Origin of the sequence: Loktanella sp. R86503 (assembly GCF_042466455.1) — a bacterium.
In the GTDB taxonomy this organism is placed as follows: domain Bacteria; phylum Pseudomonadota; class Alphaproteobacteria; order Rhodobacterales; family Rhodobacteraceae; genus Loktanella.
Window position 1 is genome coordinate 2,730,090 of the sequence record NZ_JAXHCI010000002.1, and the last position, 15,998, is coordinate 2,746,087.

15 protein-coding genes are annotated in these 15,998 nt (G+C 61.1%); 11 read left to right on the forward strand and 4 right to left on the reverse strand.

Annotated elements, in window-relative coordinates:
• Window positions 1-89: 89 nt before the first annotated feature.
• The 9 genes from SJY10_RS14390 (at window position 90) to SJY10_RS14430 (ending at window position 10,394) form a co-directional block, all read left to right on the forward strand.
• A complete protein-coding gene (locus SJY10_RS14390; protein WP_386683839.1) occupies window positions 90-434 on the forward strand; it encodes an ArsR/SmtB family transcription factor in 345 nt (114 codons plus the stop codon).
• The gene (locus SJY10_RS14395; RefSeq protein ID WP_386683842.1) at window positions 431-910 is read left to right on the forward strand and encodes an SRPBCC domain-containing protein; all 480 of its coding nucleotides are present in this window, start codon (window positions 431-433) and stop codon (window positions 908-910) included. The genes SJY10_RS14390 and SJY10_RS14395 overlap by 4 nt, the downstream gene beginning before the upstream one ends.
• Before the next feature lie 212 nt (window positions 911-1,122).
• A complete protein-coding gene (locus SJY10_RS14400; protein WP_386683844.1) occupies window positions 1,123-2,475 on the forward strand; it encodes a xanthine dehydrogenase small subunit in 1,353 nt (450 codons plus the stop codon).
• Window positions 2,472-4,910: a xanthine dehydrogenase molybdopterin binding subunit gene (gene xdhB / locus SJY10_RS14405; RefSeq protein ID WP_386683846.1), complete on the forward strand. Its 2,439-nt coding sequence runs from the start codon at window positions 2,472-2,474 to the stop codon at window positions 4,908-4,910. Before SJY10_RS14400 ends, xdhB begins: the two co-directional genes overlap by 4 nt.
• Entirely contained in the window at window positions 4,907-5,647 is a 741-nt protein-coding gene (gene xdhC, locus SJY10_RS14410) for a xanthine dehydrogenase accessory protein XdhC (RefSeq protein WP_386683848.1), read from the forward strand. Before xdhB ends, xdhC begins: the two co-directional genes overlap by 4 nt.
• Entirely contained in the window at window positions 5,644-7,170 is a 1,527-nt protein-coding gene (locus SJY10_RS14415; protein WP_386683850.1) for an ABC transporter ATP-binding protein, read from the forward strand. Before xdhC ends, SJY10_RS14415 begins: the two co-directional genes overlap by 4 nt.
• Window positions 7,171-7,290: 120 nt before the next feature.
• On the forward strand, window positions 7,291-8,373 hold the full coding sequence (locus tag SJY10_RS14420; RefSeq protein WP_386683852.1) for an ABC transporter permease: 1,083 nt from the start codon (window positions 7,291-7,293) through the stop codon (window positions 8,371-8,373).
• Window positions 8,373-9,287 carry an ABC transporter permease gene (locus tag SJY10_RS14425; RefSeq protein ID WP_386683854.1) on the forward strand — a complete coding sequence of 305 codons (915 nt, stop codon included), beginning with the start codon at window positions 8,373-8,375 and terminating at the stop codon, window positions 9,285-9,287. The genes SJY10_RS14420 and SJY10_RS14425 overlap by 1 nt, the downstream gene beginning before the upstream one ends.
• Before the next feature lie 24 nt (window positions 9,288-9,311).
• The gene (locus SJY10_RS14430) at window positions 9,312-10,394 is read left to right on the forward strand and encodes a BMP family ABC transporter substrate-binding protein (RefSeq protein WP_386683856.1); all 1,083 of its coding nucleotides are present in this window, start codon (window positions 9,312-9,314) and stop codon (window positions 10,392-10,394) included.
• Between the two features lie 66 nt (window positions 10,395-10,460).
• Here the strand turns inward: SJY10_RS14430 and SJY10_RS14435 are convergent, their stop codons facing one another.
• From SJY10_RS14435 to SJY10_RS14445, 3 genes are all read right to left on the reverse strand, one after another.
• Window positions 10,461-10,769, reverse strand: a complete 309-nt coding sequence (locus SJY10_RS14435) for a hypothetical protein (protein ID WP_386683858.1) — start codon at window positions 10,767-10,769, stop codon at window positions 10,461-10,463.
• Between the two features lie 107 nt (window positions 10,770-10,876).
• The gene (locus SJY10_RS14440) at window positions 10,877-11,194 is read right to left on the reverse strand and encodes a hypothetical protein (protein ID WP_386683860.1); all 318 of its coding nucleotides are present in this window, start codon (window positions 11,192-11,194) and stop codon (window positions 10,877-10,879) included.
• Window positions 11,195-11,278: 84 nt separating this feature from the next.
• Window positions 11,279-11,596 carry a hypothetical protein gene (locus tag SJY10_RS14445; RefSeq protein ID WP_386683862.1) on the reverse strand — a complete coding sequence of 106 codons (318 nt, stop codon included), beginning with the start codon at window positions 11,594-11,596 and terminating at the stop codon, window positions 11,279-11,281.
• A gap of 230 nt (window positions 11,597-11,826) precedes the next feature.
• On the opposite strand from SJY10_RS14445, the gene SJY10_RS14450 reads away from it, so the two are divergent.
• Together SJY10_RS14450 and SJY10_RS14455 are read left to right on the forward strand one after the other, a co-directional pair.
• A complete protein-coding gene (locus tag SJY10_RS14450; protein WP_386684708.1) occupies window positions 11,827-12,759 on the forward strand; it encodes an aldo/keto reductase in 933 nt (310 codons plus the stop codon).
• Window positions 12,760-12,943: 184 nt separating this feature from the next.
• Entirely contained in the window at window positions 12,944-13,273 is a 330-nt protein-coding gene (locus SJY10_RS14455) for a hypothetical protein (protein ID WP_386683864.1), read from the forward strand.
• Between the two features lie 60 nt (window positions 13,274-13,333).
• Here the strand turns inward: SJY10_RS14455 and SJY10_RS14460 are convergent, their stop codons facing one another.
• Window positions 13,334-15,832, reverse strand: coding sequence for an FAD-dependent oxidoreductase (locus SJY10_RS14460; protein ID WP_386683865.1), 2,499 nt, complete (start codon window positions 15,830-15,832; stop codon window positions 13,334-13,336).
• Between the last annotated feature and the right edge of the window lie 166 nt (window positions 15,833-15,998).

A 15,998-nucleotide genomic window follows, 5' to 3' on the forward strand; every position in this document is an offset into this window, starting at 1 on the left:
TCGCCCTGCGGATGGGGGAAAGCCGCTAACGCTTAGTTACCCGGCTAAGCGCGTTGACGCGGGCGCGGCCCCGGCGCAAGTTCGCGCGTATGACAGCATCCCTGAATCACTTTTTTGCAGCCCTCTCGGACCCGACACGCCGCGCGGTCATCGAACGGCTCTCTGCCGGCCCCGCATCGGTCAGTGACCTTGCGGCACCCCACCCCATGGCGCTGCCGACATTCATGAAACACCTTGGCGTGCTGCAAAAGGCAGGCTTGGTGCACACGATCAAGAAAGGCCGTGTGCGCATGTGCCATCTGGATGCAACACCGCTGGTGACAGCGCAGGGCTGGCTCGCCTGGCAACGCCGGCTTTGGGAAACACGGCTGGATCACGTCGACCAGCTGGCACTAGAATTAGAAGGCGAATCGCAACCCGAGGACACGCCATGAGCGACGATCTCAGCCTTTCCTTCACCCGCACGCTTTCAGCTACGCCGGCACAAATCTGGCGCTGTTGGACCGAACCGGAACTGATCAAACAATGGTTTGCACCAGCGCCGGTCCAAACCACAGAAGTTGAAATCGACCCCGTCCCCGGCGGCATCTTTCGCACGGTCATGGTCGTGCCTGACCACGGCACCATCGCGGGGGATGCCGGCTGCATACTGATCGCCAGTCCCGAACGGCATTTGGTCTGGACGAATGCACTTGGTCCAAACTTTCACCCCAACAAGATCGGTGATGGCCCTATGGACTTTGCTTTCACTGCCGACATCCAGCTCGTCCCCGGATCCGGCGGCTGCACTTATACCGCAACGGTCAAGCATGCCTCGGCCCAAACTGCGCTGGCCCACAAGGATATGGGGTTTTACGACGGCTGGGGCGCGGCCACGAGCCAACTTGAAACCCTTGCCCGCAGCCTTTAGCCGTCTCACCCCACTGCCCATAAAACAGGCAGACCGTCCCCTTCTTCTGGTTCTAAATATCCCGGGGGACGGCGCAGCCGGGGGGCAGCGCCCCCTCTGCCCTTGCAAAATGAAGCACAAGCGGCTTTTGTAGGCAAAACGGGGGCCGATCTCTACGCCGCATCGACGTCGTGCCGCAACCCGATTGACCTGGTAAGGCGGCAGGTTTTCACATGGATATCACGTTTCTTCTCAACGGAGAGACTGTCACCGCCCAAGCGGCGCCAACTGTCACCCTGTTGGACTGGCTACGCACACAGCGCGGGCTGAATGGCACGAAAGAGGGTTGCAACGAGGGCGACTGCGGGGCCTGCACTGTCATGGTCACCGACGCCAGCGGCGCGCGCAGCCTGAATGCCTGCATCCTTTTTATGGGGCAGCTCGCGGGCAAGGCCGTGCGCACGGTAGAAGGTATCGCCGGCCCGGATGGCGCTTTGCATCCGGTGCAGCAGGCGATGGTGGATCATCACGGCTCACAATGCGGGTTCTGCACGCCGGGGTTCGTCGTCAGCATGGCGACGGCGCATCTGAACGGACGCAGCGATTACGACGACCAGCTAGCAGGCAACCTGTGCCGCTGCACAGGCTACGCCCCGATTGTGCGCGCTGCTAAGGCGGCGGCGGATGCGCCGGTGCCGGTCTGGATGCGCGACACTGCGCCGGACGCCAAGACACCCCATGCCCCGACAAGCGCGGATACTCTGGCCGCGTGGTATCTGGACCACCCGAACGGAACATTGATTGCAGGGGCCACGGACGTCGGCCTTTGGGTGACCAAGCAGTTTCGCGATCTGGGCGATGTGGCGTTTTTGCACGCCTGCACCGATCTGCAAACGATCGTAGTCACAGACGACGCGATCCGCTTTGGTGCGGGCGTGACTATGACGCAGGTGCTGGACGCCGTGGTTGAGGACTATCCGTCCTATGCTGCGATGATCCGGCGCTATGGCTCGGTTCAGGTGCGCAATGCAGCGACAATTGGTGGCAATATCGCCAACGGCAGCCCCATCGGGGACAATCCGCCTGCGCTGATCGCGCTGGGGGCGACCCTGCATCTGCGGCGGGGGGATACCCTGCGCGATGTCGCGCTGCAGGATTATTTCCTCGCCTATGGCAAACAGGACCGCCAGCCCGGCGAATTTGTTACCGGCGTCACCATCCCGCGCGGACGGGATGCGCACCGCGTCTATAAACTGTCGAAACGGTTCGATCAGGATATCAGCGCCGTCTGCGGCGGCTTTGACGTCACGGTTTCAGACGGCAATGTCACTGCCGCCTGCATCGCCTTTGGCGGCATGGCAGGCGTGCCAAAGCGGGCAGCGGCGGTCGAGGCCGCGCTGATCGGCCAGCCTTGGAACGCACAGACGGTTGCAGGCGCCCTGCCCGCCTTTGCCGCAGATTTTGAACCGCTCAGCGATATGCGCGCCAGCGCCGCCTACCGGCTGGAGGCCGCGCAGAACATGTTGCAGCGGTATTTTGCGGACCTATCCAATGCCAGCGTCAACGTGCGGGAGGTGTCGGCATGAGCGTCGCAAGCCCCTTGCCCCACGACAGCGCCGCCCTGCATGTGACAGGCGCGGCCCGCTACATCGACGATCTACCCACGCCGGCGGGGACGCTGCACCTTGCCTTTGGCCTGAGCAAGGTTGCGTGCGGCGCCATCACTTCGGTCGATCTGGACGCAGTACGCGCCGCGCCGGGTGTCGTCCTGGTGCTGACGGCGGATGATCTGCCTTTTGCCAATGACGTGTCACCCAGCAATCATGACGAACCTTTATTGGCTATGGGCTGGGTGCATTACGCTGGCCAGCCGGTCTTTGCCGTTGTCGCTGACAGCCACCTGAACGCCCGTAACGCAGCTAGGCTTGGCCAGATCGAGATTGCGGCCGAGACCCCGATCCTGACGGTCGAAGATGCACTGGCAGCGAACAGCCGGTTCGAGGATGGACCACGCATCTGGACAAAAGGCGACGTCGATGACGCACTGTCCCGCGCCGCGCACCGGGTCGAGGGCCGGATCGACATGGGCGGGCAAGAGCATTTCTATCTGGAAGGCCAGGCCGCCCTGGCACTGCCGCAGGAAGGCGGCGATATGACCGTCCATTCCAGCACCCAGCACCCCACGGAAATCCAGCACAAAGTGGCCGAGGCACTGGGCGTGCCGATGCATGCCGTGCGGGTCGAAGTCCGGCGCATGGGCGGCGGTTTCGGCGGCAAGGAAAGCCAGGGCAATGCACTGGCTGTCGCCTGCGCAGTCGCGGCCCGCGCGACCGGGCGGCCTTGCAAGATGCGCTATGACCGGGATGACGACATGATCGTCACCGGCAAACGCCACGACTTTCGCATTGATTATGACGCCGGCTTTGATGAAAGCGGGCGGCTGGTGGGCGTAGATTTTACCCAGTATACGCGCTGCGGCTGGGCGATGGACCTGTCCCTGCCCGTCGCCGACCGCGCCATGTTGCATAGCGACAACGCCTATCTGCTGGACGCCTGCCGCATCACGTCGCATCGGCTGAAGACCCACACGCAAAGCGCCACGGCGTTCCGCGGCTTTGGCGGCCCGCAGGGTGTGCTGGGGATTGAGCGGGTGATGGATCACGCGGCCCATGTGCTGGGAATGGACCCGGTCGCGTTGCGGCGCGTGAATTACTATGCGCCGATGGACGCCGCGACTGACGGTGCAGGCGGCCACGTTGCAGGGGGGCTGTCTGCCCCCCGGCCTGCGGCCCCCCCCGAGGATATTTCCGAAACAGAGAGCGAAGCAGACCTGACGTCGCGTGGGGCGCAGACTGTGGCCGATGACCGCGTTGCCGTGCCGACAGATGCGGTAAACACCACGCCTTATGGCATGGCGGTGACGGATTTCATTCTGGATGCCATGACCGAGAGCCTGCTGGCGACGAGTGATTACCACGTGCGCAAGGCGGCGATTGCGGATTGGAATGCCGCCAATCCCCTGCTGAAGCGCGGCATTGGGTTTAGCCCGGTGAAGTTCGGGATTTCCTTTACGCTGACGCATCTTAATCAGGCCGGGGCCCTGGTGCATGTGTATCAGGACGGCTCGGTTCATCTGAACCATGGCGGGACCGAGATGGGACAGGGATTGTTCCAGAAGGTGGCGCAAGTCGCAGCGTCGCGGTTCGGGATCGATGTCGGACAGGTCAAGATTACGGCGACAGATACAGGCAAGGTGCCGAACACCTCTGCGACGGCGGCGTCGAGCGGGGCAGATTTGAACGGAATGGCTGTCGCGAACGCCTGCGATATCATCCGCGTCCGGATTGCCGGGCATTTGGCCGATACGTATCGGACCAGCGTCGCGGATGTGCAGTTCATGCAAGGCCGCGTGCATGTGGCGGGCAAGGACATGAGCTTTGCCGAGGCGGCGATGCTGGCCTATCAGGCGCGTATTTCCTTGAGCGCTGCAGGCTTTTACAAAACACCCGATCTGGCGTGGGACCGCGTCAAAGGTCAGGGGCGGCCGTTCTTTTACTTTGCCCAAGGGGCGGCGGTGACAGAGGTCGTGATCGACACGCTGACCGGGGAAAACCGGATTTTACGCTGCGATATCCTGCACGATGCGGGGTCGTCGCTGAACCCCGCGCTGGATCTGGGACAGATCGAGGGCGGTTATGTGCAGGGGGCCGGCTGGCTGACCACGGAAGAACTGGTCTGGGATGACAAGGGGCACTTGCGGACCCATGCGCCAAGCACCTACAAGATCCCCGCCTGCGGCGACCGGCCGGATGTGTTCAACGTCGCGCTGTGGGATCAGCCCAATCCAGCGGCGACGATCTATCGTTCGAAAGCCGTGGGCGAGCCGCCGTTTATGCACGGCATTTCTGCCTTTGCCGCGCTTGGCGATGCGGTGGCGGCTTGCGGGCCTGTTTGGCCAGATTTGCAGGCCCCCGCGACGCCAGAGGCGATCTTGGCTGCTGTAAAGCGCGCACGCGGATGAGCGGGATTAAGGTCACAGTCGCGCGCACCGCCGGATCGGTGCCGCGCGAGGCGGGCACGCAGATGATGGTTTGGGCGGATCGCACCGCAGGCACCATTGGTGGCGGCGCGCTGGAGTGGGAAGCCATGGCGGCAGCCCGCCGCATGATCACGGAGGGCCGCGCAGCGCAGGTTCTGACCTTGCCGCTGGGTCCGGCGCTGGGCCAATGCTGTGGCGGATCGGTGACGCTGGAACTTGTGCAAGCGGATGCGTTGGAGGTGCCGCAAGGTGCGCCGCTTTGGATTTACGGTGCGGGACATGTCGGTCGCGCTTTGGTTGACGTCATGGCCCCCCTACCGGAGTGGAATATCACATGGGTGGACACAGATGCAGACCGCTTTCCGCAGGATGCGAAGGCATCGGTGCTTGTTGCAGCCGATCCGGCGCGGGCCGCAGCGCATGCACCAACGGATGCGCACCATCTGATCCTGACCTATAGCCATGCAATCGATCTGGAACTATGTCACGCGGTCCTGTCGCGCCCTTTTGCCAGTTGCGGGTTAATCGGGTCCGCTACGAAATGGGCGCGGTTTCGCGGGCGGCTGGCGGCCCTTGGGCATAGCCCTGCAACCATTGCGCGCATTGCCTGTCCCATTGGCGACACGCGGCTTGGAAAACATCCTCAGGCCATTGCCATCGGCGTCGCCATGGCGATGCTGGGCCGGAATGCAGCAGGGCAGATTGAGGCGGCGGGATGAGCGAGACCCTTTTAACACTCGATAGGTTGACCAAGGCCTATCCGGGCGTGGTCGCCAACAAGGACGTTTCATTTTCCATCGGTCGCGGCGAAATACACGCGCTTCTGGGGGAAAACGGGGCGGGGAAATCGACGCTGGTGAAGTCGATCTACGGCCTTGTGAAGCCTGACAGCGGCACGATGACATTGAACGGCGCACCTTTTGCACCGGGCGAGCCGGGGGATGCGCGCAAGGCGGGCGTCGCGATGGTGTTCCAGCATTTTTCGCTGTTTGATGCGATGAGCGTGGCGGAAAATATCGTGCTCGGCATGGATAATCCGCCGTCCCCCCGCGCGATTGCGGGCGAGGTGCGGCGGGTATCGCATTTGTATGGCCTGCCGCTGGATCCGGACCGGATCGTCGGCGATCTGTCAGCGGGTGAACGGCAGCGTGTCGAAATTATTCGTTGCCTTTTGCAAGAGCCCAAATTGCTGATTATGGACGAGCCGACCAGCGTGTTGACGCCGCAAGAGGTCGATATCCTGTTTCTGACCCTGCGCAAGCTGGCGGCAGAGGGAACCTCGATCCTCTATATTTCTCATAAGCTGGGGGAGATTGCGGCGCTTTGCGATAATGCCACGGTGCTGCGGCTGGGACAGGTCGTGGCGACCTGCGATCCGCGCCAGACTGCCCCGCGCGAGATGGCAGAGCTGATGGTCGGCACTGTGCTGCAATCCCCCGTGCGCACCGCGCGGCCAGAGGGACCGATCCGGCTTGCGCTGAAAGGGCTAAGCGCCCCTGCCCCGCACCGGTTTGGGACGGCGCTGAAGGATGTAACGATCACGGTGCGTGCTGGCGAAGTGCTGGGCATTGGCGGCGTGGCCGGTAACGGACAGGATGAATTGATCGCCGCGCTGTCGGGCGAGATGTGTGTCGCCCCGGGCATGGTGGAACTGGACGGCGCGCCGGTTGGCGCGGATGCGGTCAATGCACGGCGGGCGGCCGGGTTGCTGTGCGCGCCAGAGGAGCGTCTGGGACATGCAGCGGCCCCTGACATGACATTGACCGAAAACGCGCTGCTAACCGGCGTGCGCCGCAAACATTTGGAAAAACGCGGATTTTTGCGCTGGCCTGCTGCCACGACTTTTGCAAAAGAGATTATCGCAGCTTTTGATGTCCGCACACCCGGGCCGGGAAATACGGCGCGGTCGCTGTCGGGCGGAAATTTGCAGAAATTCGTGATCGGCCGAGAGATTATGCAAAGTCCGAGCGTGTTGGTGGTGAACCAGCCGACCTGGGGTGTCGATGCCTCTGCCGCGGCGGCGATCCGGCAGGCACTTCTGACGCTGGCCGACGAGGGCGCGGCAGTGATTGTCATCTCTCAGGATCTGGATGAGCTGATGGAAGTATCGGACCGGTTTTGTGCACTGACCGATGGAAGGTTGTCGCCGGCACGGCCTGCGCAGGGATTGAGCGTGGACGAAATCGGCATGATGCTGGGCGGTGCGCATGATCTGGAGGTCGCACATGTTGCCGGGCAGTGATCGCCTGCCGCGGGCATATTTGCGGCGTATGCCGATACAAAACTGCAAGGTTGCGGCGGAGGACGGCCTTGGTGCCTCCGGCGGGAGTTTATTTGGCCAGATGAAGACGGGGATGCGGCGATGATCGTTCTGGACAAGAGGCAACAGCCAAGCCGGATGTGGAGTTATGGTGCGCCGGTGCTGGCAGTTGTGCTGACGATGCTGGTCGGGGGGATCTTGTTTGCGGCTTTGGGCAAGAACCCGGTCGAAGTGATCCGGACGATTTTTCTTGATCCGCTGTTTTCCCAGAATGCCTGGTTTTATCGCCCGCAATTGCTGATCAAAGGGGCACCGCTTGTGCTGATTGCGGTGGGCTTGAGTTTCGGCTTTCGCGCGGGAATCTGGAATATTGGCGCGGAAGGGCAATATGTCATCGGCGCGCTGTGCGGCGCGGCGGTGGGGCTTGCGTTTTATCCGGCGGAATTCTGGCTGGTTTTCCCGCTGATGATTATGGCGGGTGCGATTGGCGGCGCGCTTTGGGGGTTGATACCGGGCATTTTGAAGGTGCGTTTCGGCACCAACGAGATTTTGGTGTCCTTGATGCTGGTCTATGTGGCTGAGAGTTTGCTGGCCGCCATGGCGCTGGGGCCGCTTAAGAACCCGGAAGGCATGGGGTTTCCCGGTAGCCGGAACCTGGCGCAATATCCAAGCGCCGCTAATCTGGAGCTGATATCTGGGTCCGGCCTGCATTGGGGCGTGGTGGCCGCGCTGATTGCCGTGATCTTTGCCTATGTGCTGTTGGCGCGGCATATGTTCGGGTTTCAGGTGCGGCTAGCGGGGCAAGCGCCACGGGCGGCGCGGTTTGCCGGGGTCAACCCGGCCCGCATGATCCTGATCTGCATGGGCCTATCGGGCGCGCTGGCTGGTTTGGCCGGCATGTTCGAGGTCTCTGGCCCCGCGGGCCAAGTGACGATCGATTTCAACGTCGGCTATGGTTTTACGGCAATCATTGTCGCATTTCTGGGGCGTTTACATCCCGTGGGCATTTTGCTGGCGGGGGCTGTGATGGCGCTGACCTATATTGGCGGCGGCATTGCGCAAAGCAATCTGGGACTGCCTGCCGCCGCGATCAGTCTGCTGCAGGGGATGCTGCTGTTCTTTTTGCTCGCGGTGGACGTGCTGACAAACTATCGGGTGCGGTTTTCAAAAAAGGTGGCGGCGTAATGGACCTGAGTGCAATTAATCCGGTCCTGCTGCTGGCGTCCTTGATGGTTGCGGCAACGCCGATCCTGCTGGCCGCCATTGGCGAGCTGGTGGTGGAACGCGCGGGCGTGCTGAACCTGGGCGTTGAGGGGATGATGATCACCGGTGCCATCTGCGGCTTTATCATTGCGGTCGCGACAGGCAGCCCCTGGCTTGGGTTTATCGGGGCGGCAATCGGCGGTGCGATGTTATCGCTGTTGTTCGGTGTGCTGACGCAGTTCCTGCTGTCCAATCAGGTGGCGACGGGTCTGGCGCTGACGCTGTTCGGTTTGGGCCTGTCTGCCCTGATGGGGCAAGGGTATCTGGGTATCCGCGCGCCGGCGTTTCCCGATTGGCACGTTCCCTTGCTTAGCGATATTCCCGTTATTGGACCCATCGTATTTCAACACGATCCCATGGTCTATGTCGGGTTGCTGATCGTTGCTGGCGTCTGGTATTTTCTGAATCGCACGCGGGGCGGACTGATCCTGCGGGCGGTGGGTGAAAACCATGATGCGGCCCATGCACTGGGTTATCATGTGCGCCGGACACGGATACTGGCGATCATGTTTGGCGGGGCCTGCGCGGGGCTTGGCGGCGCGTACCTGAGCCTTGTGCGGGTGCCGCAATGGACCGAAGGCATGACCGCCGGCGCGGGCTGGATCGCCCTGGCCATTGTCGTCTTTGCCAGCTGGAAACCGGGGCGGCTGGTGCTAGGCGCCTATCTTTTTGGCGGCGTGACTGTCCTGCAGCTTAATTTGCAGGCAGCGGGGGTTGCGGTACCGGTCGAATATCTTTCAATGTCGCCCTACCTTGCCACCATCGCGGTTCTGGTCATCATGTCGGCCGGACGCGCGCCTGGAAGCCTAGGCCGAATCTTTCATGCCGCAAGATAAGCGGCGACCACAGGGGATATACCAATGAAAAGAAGAACACTTCTCGCATCGGGCGTTGCAGCCGCGACGCTTGCCATGGCCGGCCTGCCCGCATTGGCGCAAGACAAGACCAAAGTCGGTTTCGTCTATGTCGGCCCCGTCGGCGATGGCGGCTGGACATACGAGCATGACAAAGGCCGCCAAGCGGTCGAGGCCGAGTTCGGCGATGCCGTCGAGACTGTGTTCGTCGAATCCGTCCCCGAAGGCCCCGACGCGGTGCGCGTGATGCAGCAGATGGCGTTGGACGGCGCTGATCTGATTTTCACGACATCCTTTGGTTACATGGACCAGACACTGGAAGTCGCATCCAAGTTCCCCGATGTGAAGTTTGAACATGCGACCGGTTTCAAGACTGCTGACAACGTCGGAATCTATTCCGCACGATTTTACGAAGGCCGCGCCGTGCAGGGTCACATTGCTGGCAACCTGACGAAGTCCAACATCATCGGCTACATCGGATCCTTCCCGATCCCCGAAGTCGTGCGCGGCATCAACGCCGCCTATCTGGCCGCCAAGGCTGTGAATCCTGACGTCGAGTTCAAGATCGTCTGGGCCTACACGTGGTTCGATCCGGCAAAAGAAGCCGAAGCCGCCAACGTGCTGATCGAGCAAGGCGCTGACGTTGTGCTGCAGCACACCGATTCGACCGCGCCGCAGGCCGCAGCCCAGGCCGCTGGCAACGTTTACACATTTGGTCAGGCGTCCGACATGGCCGAATACGGCCCCATGCCGCGCGTGTCGTCGATCATCGACAACTGGGCCCCCTACTACATCGCGCGCACCAAGGCTGTCATGGATGGCACTTGGGAATCCGACAGCACCTGGGACGGGATCGGCGCTGGCATGGTCGGCATCGGTGAAATCACCGATGCGGTCCCCGCTGATGTGAAAGCCAGCGCAGAAGCGCTGCGCGACGCGATTGCCGCTGGCGAAATCCACCCATTCACCGGTCCGGTCAACAAGCAGGACGGCTCTGTCTGGCTGGCCGAAGGTGAGACCGCTGATGACGGTACGTTGCTGGGCATGAACTTTTACGTCGAAGGTATCGAAGGCGACATTCCGCAGTAAGCGGACCAACCTTTCAACTGACGAAAGGCCCGCCGTTGGCGGGCCTTTTTGTTGCGAAAGAACAGGTTATTCAACGGGACGCGGATCAAACGCGTTGCCGCTGTTAACCAGATTTTCAATCAGCCGCGCCTTGAGCGAGGGATCAGATCGATCATTCATGATCCGCTGCGCTTGAATATAAGTGTCCAGATTGAACGATTTACCGCGTGCCAGCTGTACGCCAAGCAGATCTAGGTTCAGATCAAAGGCAGCCCGCATGGCCGGGCTTGTGTCTGCAATGCGCATTTCGCGCAGGCTTTGCGCGATCGCAGGAACGGCGGTCAGGCTGGCCATGACGGCAGCGATCATTAGACCGGGTTTTGCGTGGAACGACATAATCGCAATCCTTTGCAGAGGCTCAGATCGGCCCGGCGTTAGACGACTAAAAAGGGCCCGCCTTGTCAGGCAGGCCCTTTCGGCAAGGTAAAACCGTTTGCCAGTCGTTAGTAAGTGACGGAATAGCCGGGGCCGTAGCCTGCGGATTCGCCATTCACGATCAGATCGACGCGCTTGGCTTTGGATGCGTCATTGGACTGGTCCAGAATGATTTGCTGGATCGCCGTCAGCTCGCCCGTCGTCAGGGTGTCGCCAGCGCGGTAGTTCACGCCCAGTGCGGCGATGTTCGCTTGCGTGGCGGAAACGCCGGCAGCGGACAAATCGTTGAAGCCTTTGGTGGGCTGGAAGTCAGCGGCAGAAGCAGCGGTCACGCCGAGTGCAGAAACCAGAGCGGCGACGATCAGGGAGGATTTGAAGTTGGTCATTGTCTTGTCTTTCATATTTTCAGGGCTGCGCCCTATGTGTTGTCCGCTGGGAGGAGCGGTGGGAGGAGGATCGCGGGGATGCGATTAGTAGGTGACGGAATAGCCGGGGCCGTAGCCTGCGGATTCGCCGTTCACGATCAGATCGACGCGCTTGGCTTTGGATGCGTCATTGGACTGGTCCAGAATGATTTGCTGGATCGCCGTCAGCTCGCCCGTCGTCAGGGTGTCGCCAGCGCGGTAGTTCACGCCCAGTGCAGCGATATTGGCTTGCGTGGCGGAAACGCCGGCAGCGGACAAATCGTTGAAGCCTTTGGTGGGCTGGAAGTCAGCGGCAGAAGCAGCGGTCACGCCGAATGCAGAAACCAGAGCGGCGGCGATCAGGGAGGATTTGAAGTTGGTCATTGTCTTGTCTTTCATTTGGTGAGGGACATCGTGTCCTCTTCTGCCAAACGATATAGGGAGGGTTTTTGCGAATGTGCACACCCAACTGTAAACTTTAATGTGATATCCGCATTTACGCACACAAGACAGATTTATTTTACACAGACGGAAATCGTTTCTTGATGCGTAGTGCAATTGACACCGCGGCCAAAAAGATTGCGGACCAGGCCGCGGCGTGTCACCGTCACGTCATGAAACAGCTTTATACGCGCGACGGAACACCGGTGTCGCATCTTGCATTTGGTACCATGCAATTTGGTGGCCGCGCCGATGCGCAGGCCAGTAAAGCCATGTATAGTGGGGCGCGCGACGCTGGCATCAATCATTTCGACACCGCCGTGCGTTACAACGGCGGCGCAAGCGAACGGTTGTTGGGGCCAATGATCGCGCCCGAACGAGATTCGATTTATCTGGCGACCAAGGTTGGCTTTACGGGCGGGGCTGGCGCAGAAAATATTCTGACGCAGTTTGAAATTTGTCGTCAGCAGCTGGACGTGGACAGTGTCGATTTGCTGTACCTGCACCGCTGGGACGATGAAACGCCCCTGACTGAAACATTTGAAACCCTCGCGCAGCTGCAATCTGACCGGAAGATTCGTCATATTGGGGTCAGCAACTACGCTGCATGGCAAGTCATGAAGGCGCAGGCGGTCTGCGCAAGCCTTGGCACACGGATCGACGTAATGCAGCCGATGTATAATCTGGTCAAACGACAGGCCGAGGTCGAGATTCTGCCCATGGCAGCCGATCAGGAGATCAAGGTTTGCGCCTACTCTCCGCTTGGGGGCGGATTACTGACCGGAAAATATGCGCGCGGCGGCACAGGTCGGCTGAGCGATGATAGAATGTATGCTGCCCGTTACAGCCCGGACTGGATGCATTCTGCCGGGGCAGCATTGGCGAATTTGGCAGATGATCTGGGTACGGATGCGGCGACATTGGCTGTAGCCTGGGTTGCAGCCCATGCCACCTGTCCCTCGCCCATCATTTCGGCACGGTCCATGACGCAGCTTACGCCCTCGCTGGCGGCACAGGACTTTGAGATGACAGAAACGCTTTATACGCAGATCAGCGCATTGACCCCGGCCCCCGCCCCGGCGACGGACCGGCTGGAAGAAGCATAGTTAACATTATGGCAGCCGCCGCGATGTTGCGGTAATGAACTGGCTCAAGGTATCGTTAAAAGTCCGTCTTCGGACGCCCCCCTGACCGCCGCATTTGTCAAAGAGTAGCCTTCATGCCCGAACGGGTTAAAAATTGTCGTGCGGTGCCACTTGATGATCAAGATTGCGCAGCCATGTCCTGCACATGATCAGACCCCGTATCAATCCCGAAGGCCGCCGCCTGCACCGCCAGTTTGAACGGCTGCGCCGTGACTATCCCCGCATGGGCAGCGTGCTGTTCCGCATCAGCCGCCCCGGATGGGCGCTTGTCCGCGTGCCGGTGGGTGTGACCTTTATATTGGGCGGCCTGCTGGCGATTTTGCCGGTATTCGGCTTATGGATGATACCGGTGGGTTTGCTGCTATTGGCCGTTGATGTGCCTTGGCTACGCCGCCCGGTATCAAGCGCCATGATCCGCCTGCGCCGCCGGGCTGACAGATTTCGTCAGCGGCGGCGGGAGAGGCGCGACAACTGAGGGGGCGCTGCCCCCGGGCTGCGCCCTCCCCCGGAGTTTATCGGGCCAGATGAAAACGGATCAGCCGTCTTTACGGATCGTTGCGTTTTGCGGATCGTAGGGCGAATCCTCGACAATTGTTGCGGGCCAGAGCTGGTCGAACATCTTGACCTGTAGCTGCGTGCCAACGGCGGCGTGGTCGGGGTGGACGTAGCCCATCCCGATGGATTTGCCGAAGTGGACCGAGTAGCCGCCAGAGGTCAGGCGGCCCACGCGCATATCGCCGTGATAAAGCGCCTCCCGGCCCCAGGGGTCGGCATTATCCGGACCGTCGATCAACAGAGTCACGCAGGTCGAGCGGATGCCTTTGGCCTGCATTTCAACCTTACCGTGGAAATCCTTGGTCAGATCGACAAAGCGCGGCAGGTCCGCCTCTAGCGGGGTGGCGTCGCGGCCAAGTTCGTTGCCAAAGGCGCGGTAGGATTTTTCCTGCCGCAGCCAGTTTTGCGCGCGAGCACCGACAAGTTTCATGCCATGCGCCTTGCCTGCGTTTTCCAGCAGATCGAACAGGTAGTTCTGCATCTCGATCGGGTGGTGCAATTCCCAGCCAAGCTCGCCTGTATAAGCCACACGAATGGCGCGGACGGGGCACATGCCCAGTTCGATGTCGCGCACGGACAGCCAGGGGAAGCGTTTGTTGGACAGGGCGGTCGCGGGATCGGCGTCCTTGATGATGGATTGCAGCACGTCGCGGGATTTGGGGCCGGCGATGGCAAAGACACCCCACTGGGTCGTGACCTCTTGCGCGTTGATGCGGCCGAAGTCAGGTTCCTTGTCGGCGATGGCCTTATAAAGGTAATCCTGATCGTAAGCCGTCCAGGCACCAGCAGAGATAAGGTAGTAGTCGTCATCCCCGGTGCGGGCGATGGTGTATTCGGTCCGCGTGGTGCCGGCAGCGGTCAACGCATAGGTCAGGTTTATGCGGCCGGTCTTTGGCAGCTTGTTTGTCGTAAACCAGTCAAGAAACGCAGTGGCACCCGGACCACTTATGCGGTGTTTGGTGAAGGCGCTTGCGTCGATTAGGCCGACGCCGTTGCGGATCGCCTTGGCTTCTTCGACAGCATATTGCCACCAGCCGCCGCGGCGGAAACTGCGGGCGTCGTGGTCGAAGCTTTCCGGGGCGTTCACGGGGCCAAAGTAGTTGGGGCGTTCCCATCCGTTGACCCAGCCGAATTGCGCGCCGCGCGCCTTTTGACGGTCGAACGCGGGCGTGGTGCGCAAGGGGCGGCAGGCGGGGCGTTCTTCGTCAGGGTGGTGCAGGATATAGACGTGTTCATAGGCTTCTTCGTTCTTGCGGGCAGCCCATTCGGTCGTCATCCACGACCCGTACCGTTTGGGATCAAGGGACGCCATGTCGATATCCGACTCTCCCTTTACCATCATCTGCGCAAGGTAGTAGCCGGTGCCGCCAGCGGCGGTGATGCCGAAACTGAACCCTTCGGCCAGCCACATGTTGCGCAGACCGGGGGCCGGACCGACCAGCGGGTTGCCGTCGGGGGTATAGCAGATCGGGCCGTTGAAGTCGTTCTTCAGGCCTGACTCCTCGCACGACGGGATGCGGTGGATCATGGCAAGGTATTGCTCTTCGATCCGTTCCAGATCGAGTTCGAACAGATCGGCACGAAAGCTGTCAGGAACGCCGTATTCAAAACGCGCGGGGGCATGCTTTTCATAAACGCCAAGGATCCAGCCGCCGCGTTCTTCGCGCACATAGGACTGGGCGTCGGCGTCACGCACGACGGGGTGTTCGGGGTTGGTCTTGCGGTAGTCCTGAAGCGCGGGGTCGACGTCCATCACGATGAACTGGTGTTCGACGGGAATCGCGGGGATCTTGATGCCGAGCATTTTCGCAGTGCGCTGGGCGTGGTTGCCCGAGGCGGTGACAACATGTTCGGCGGTGATGACGATCTGTTCGTCGGAGGGGACAAGGTTGCCGCCCTTTTCCACCATTTTGGTCGCAGTGACTTGCCAGTGAGTGCCGTTCCAATGAAACGCATCCGCCTGCCAGCGGCGTTCGATCATCACACCGCGCTGTCGTGCGCCCTTGGCCATCGCCATCGTCACGTCGGCAGGGTTAATGTAGCCATCGGTATTGTGATAAAGTGCGCCTTTCAGATCAGAGGTTTCGATGAGGGGCCATTTCGCCTTGATCTCGTCCGGCGTCATAAAGACGTAAGGAACGCCGCAGGTTTCTGCGGTCGAGGCGTAGAGCTGATACTCCTCCATCCTTTCATCCGTCTGGGCCATGCGCAGGTTGCCGACAACGGCGAAGCCTGCGTTCAGGCCTGTCTCTTCCTCTAGCGTTTTGTAGAACCGGATCGAATAGTCATGGATGTGGGTGGTGGCAAAGCTCATGTTGAAATAGGGCAGCAGACCGGCGGCGTGCCAGGTCGAGCCGGAGGTCAGCTCGTCCCGTTCGAGCAACATGACATCGTCCCAGCCCGCCGCGGCCAGGTGATAGGCGATCGAGGTGCCAACGGCGCCGCCGCCGATGACCAGTGCTTTGACGTTGGTTTTCATGTTCGATTCCCCGAAGCCTGCTATGTTGCTTGGCAATCTGCTGCAAACCCGCGCCCGGCGAAAGAACCAGCCGACGCAAATCGGCATGAATACGACAAGGGCGCATAAAGCGGGCTGTCCCCGACGCAACGCTGCGCGGCTGCGCGCGTGACATGGCGGTTGCCGC